Source organism: Acidovorax sp. KPB24-07 (assembly GCF_057543315.1).
This window is the reverse complement of the sequence record NZ_BAAJYS010000351.1, coordinates 1-3461: the sequence shown is the minus strand read 5'-3', so window position 1 is coordinate 3461 and position 3461 is coordinate 1. Positions and strand designations below refer to the sequence as shown.

General features: G+C 68.9%; 4 protein-coding genes and 1 pseudogene. 2 read left to right on the top strand and 3 right to left on the bottom strand.

Annotated features, from left to right (window positions below):
* Positions 1 to 162 (bottom strand): annotated as a pseudogene (locus AC27IQ_RS20760) (laccase domain-containing protein); the annotation flags it as partial.
* A gap of 8 nt (positions 163 to 170) precedes the next feature.
* On the bottom strand, positions 171 to 839 hold the full coding sequence (gene maiA, locus AC27IQ_RS20755) for a maleylacetoacetate isomerase (protein WP_487090621.1): 669 nt from the start codon (positions 837 to 839) through the stop codon (positions 171 to 173).
* Between the two features lie 159 nt (positions 840 to 998).
* On the opposite strand from maiA, the gene AC27IQ_RS20750 reads away from it, so the two are divergent.
* The gene (locus AC27IQ_RS20750; RefSeq protein ID WP_272552681.1) at positions 999 to 1694 is read left to right on the top strand and encodes a fumarylacetoacetate hydrolase family protein; all 696 of its coding nucleotides are present in this window, start codon (positions 999 to 1001) and stop codon (positions 1692 to 1694) included.
* Positions 1695 to 1789: 95 nt separating this feature from the next.
* Positions 1790 to 2338: an NUDIX hydrolase gene (locus AC27IQ_RS20745; protein ID WP_284399787.1), complete on the top strand. Its 549-nt coding sequence runs from the start codon at positions 1790 to 1792 to the stop codon at positions 2336 to 2338.
* Positions 2339 to 2473: 135 nt separating this feature from the next.
* Here AC27IQ_RS20745 and AC27IQ_RS20740 read toward each other — a convergent pair whose 3' ends face one another.
* Positions 2474 to 3256 carry a transporter substrate-binding domain-containing protein gene (locus AC27IQ_RS20740; RefSeq protein ID WP_487090620.1) on the bottom strand — a complete coding sequence of 261 codons (783 nt, stop codon included), beginning with the start codon at positions 3254 to 3256 and terminating at the stop codon, positions 2474 to 2476.
* Positions 3257 to 3461: the final 205 nt, after the last annotated feature.

The window sequence follows — 3461 nt, the reverse complement described above, 5'->3', positions numbered from 1 at the left end:
TGCACCGCCTGCGGATCATCCCCCACGTGGTCGCCCCAGGTTGAGGGCGCCGTAGGGCGCGGCGCTCACGCCGCCCGCGCGCGTGGTGCACAGCGCGCGCACATGGGCGGGCGCCGGCCAGTCGGGCACCAGCCAATCGTGGCCCGGTGGTGGCATGGACATCGGCGCGGTCAGGCTTCGTGGTCCGGGCAGGCGGACGGGTGCGCGCCCTGGAAGGCGGGCAGCGCCATGGCGGCTTCCCACGCGGCCATGGTGAGCGGCAGGCCGTCCAGGTTCACGCGAAAGCGCTGGGCATTGAAGATCTGCGGCACCAGGCAGCAGTCGGCCAGCGTGGGCACGTCGCCCCAGCAGAACTGCGAGGGGGCCAGTCCGGCGGCCTGCCGCTCCTGCGCGAGCAGGCCCAGCTGGCGTTCGAAGGCAGTCAGGCCGTTGCGCGTCCAGTGGTGGTACCAGGCGGTCTTGGTGTCTTCGCTCTGCTGCAGCTCCTGCGTGAGGTACTTGAGCACGCGCAGGTTGTTGATGGGGTGGATCTCGCAGGCGATCATCTGCGCCAGCGCCCGCACCTGGGCGCGGCCGAGCGGGTCGGCGGGCAGCAGGGGCGGCTCGGGGTGCGTCTCGTCGAGGTACTCGATGATGGCCAGCGACTGCGCCAGGGTGTGGCCGTCGTCGGTGACGAGCGCCGGCACGAGCGGATCGCCCAGCCGGTCGGCATAGGCGGGAAGGCGGTGTTCGGCACGCACCAGGTGCACCGGCACATAGTCGTAAGGCAGGCCCTTGATCCCCAGGGCGATGCGCACGCGGTACGAGGACGATGAACGGAAGTAGTTGAACAGCTTCATGGTGCGGCGAGCATAACGCCGCCCTGCCGGGGACAGCGACCACGCCGGCCCCGTGGCACACTGCCGGTTTGCGCCCGCGCCGGCACGATGCCGCCGCGCGGCCCTCCCCGCATCCGGCGCGGCCAGCCCCTCGCCGTCCCTTTTCGAAGAAAGGCAGACATGAGCTATGTGATTCCTCCCGCAGCCGTGGCCAGCGTGCCCGTCATCGGCACCGGCGACCGGTTCCCCGTGCACCGCATCTACTGCGTGGGCCGCAATTACGAAGAACACGCCAAGGAAATGGGCTTCACCGGCCGCGAGCCGCCCTTCTTCTTCATGAAGCCCGCCGACGCCCTGGTCGTGGTCGATGCCGGCCAGACGGGCACGCTGCCCTACCCCACGCTCACCGCCAACCTGCACCACGAGATCGAACTGGTGGTGGCCATCGGCAAGGGCGGCAAGGGCATCACCGCGGCCGACGCGCTGCAGCACGTGTATGGCTATGCCGTGGGCCTGGACATGACGCGCCGTGACCTGCAAAACGACATGAAGAAGCAGGGCCGCCCCTGGGAGATCGGCAAGGCCTTCGAGCACAGCGCCCCCATCGGCCCCATCACCCCGGCCGCGCAGGCAGGCAACGTGGCGCAGGCCGCGATCTGGCTGCAGGTGAACGGCGCCGACCGCCAGCGCAGCACCGTCTCGCAGCTGATCTGGAACATCGCCGAAACGATCGAGCACCTGTCGGCCGCTTGGGAGCTGCAGCCCGGCGACCTGATCTTCACGGGCACGCCGGAGGGCGTGGCCGCCGTGGTGCGCGGCGACACGCTCGAAGGCGGCGTGGACGGCCTGGGCACGCTGCGCCTGGCCGTGGCCTGACAGCCCCCTCGGGCCCCGCCCTGGCCTCGCGGCCATCGGCCGGGGCCGGTGTTCCCGCTCCGCCGCCCCACGACGCTTCATTTTCAGAAAAACGAATGACCTCCCGCAGCCCCATCAAGCACTGCCGCGAATGTGGAACGGCCGTGGTGTACCGCGTTCCCGACGATGGCGACACCAAGCACCGCGCCGTCTGCCCGGCCTGCCACACCATCCACTACGAGAACCCGCTGAACGTGGTGGGCACCGTGCCCGTATGGCACGACCAGGTGCTGCTGTGCCGGCGCGCCATCGAACCGCGCCGGGGCAAGTGGACCCTGCCCGCGGGGTTCATGGAACTGAACGAAACCACCGCGCAGGGCGCGGAACGCGAGACCGACGAGGAAGCCGGCGCGCAGATCCAGATGGGGCCGCTGTTCAGCCTGCTGAACGTGCAGCACGTGGGGCAGGTGCATTTCTTCTACCTGGCCCAGCTGCTCAGCGACGCCTTCGATCCGGGCTACGAAACCCTGGAGGCGCGCCTGTTCACCGAGGACGAGGTGCCCTGGGACGAGATCGCCTTTCGCACCGTGAAGACCACGCTGGAGCGCTATTTCGCCGACCGCAAGGCGGGCAGGTTCGGGCTGCACTGCGTGGACATCGACTGACCCGCCTGCCTTCGCGGGCCGGGCCCTGCCGCCGGCTCCATGGAAAAAGGGCGCAGCCACATTACTGTGGCCTGCGCCCTTTGGCTTTTCGGGGGGCCGCTACCGGCGCGGTCGCCCGAAGATGGCGTCAGCCGATCACTTGAGCCACTTGTCGGCCGACTGCTTGAGCGTGCCGCGGGCATCCAGCAGGCCCCAGACGAACTCCATCACGCGCGAATAGTCGGCATCGTCCTTGGGCAGCATGAAGCCCAGGGTGTTGGTGGGCGTGAGCGGCGCGTCGATGAACGCGGCGGTCAGGCGCGGGTCGACTTTGGCGTAGTGCAGGGCTTCGTAGGTTTCGGTGATCATCACGTCGCCCTTGCCTTCCGCGATCAGCGCGGGGATTTCGGCGTTCTTGTCGTGCGTGCTGACCTGCGCGGCGGTCAGGTTCTGCAGCACGAAGGTTTCGTTGGTGCCGCCGGGGTTCTTGATGACGCGCACGGACGATTTGTTCAGGTCCTGCAGCGTCTGGTACTGGGCCTTGTCGGCCGTGCGCACCAGCGCCACCTTGCCGAACGGCGCGTAGCCGGGGAGCATCTCGATCTGGCGGATGCGCGTGACGTTGCGGGTGATGCCGCCCACGGCAACGTCGAACTTGTCGCCCTGCAGGTCCTTCATGAGGTTGGGCCAGCTCGTGGCCACGTACTCGACCTTCACGCCCAGTTCCTTGGCCATGAGTTCGATCACGTCGATGTCGTGGCCGCTGTAGCCGGCATCGGTCTTGATGGCGAAGGGGCGGTAGTCGCCGGGCGTGCCCACGCGCAGGACCTTGCTTTCCATGATCTTGTCCAGCCGGGGGCCGGCGTGGGCAGCGGTCACGAGCGACAGGCAGATCACGGCGCCAGCGGCGACCAGGGAACGCATTTTTCGAGCAATCATGGCAAGGGTATCCAGAGGTTGAGGGAGAGGATCGCAACGGCACGGCGGCCATGGCACCGGCCGCGAACGCACCGCTGGCAAGCATAGCGGAGAGCGGTCGCGCTGCGATGCATGGCATGCGGAAAGCGGGCAAAGCGCAACACCGGGCGCACTGGCGGCGGGCCGTGCTGGGGCCCGCGCAGCGCCCCCGCCCCTGCGGCCATTC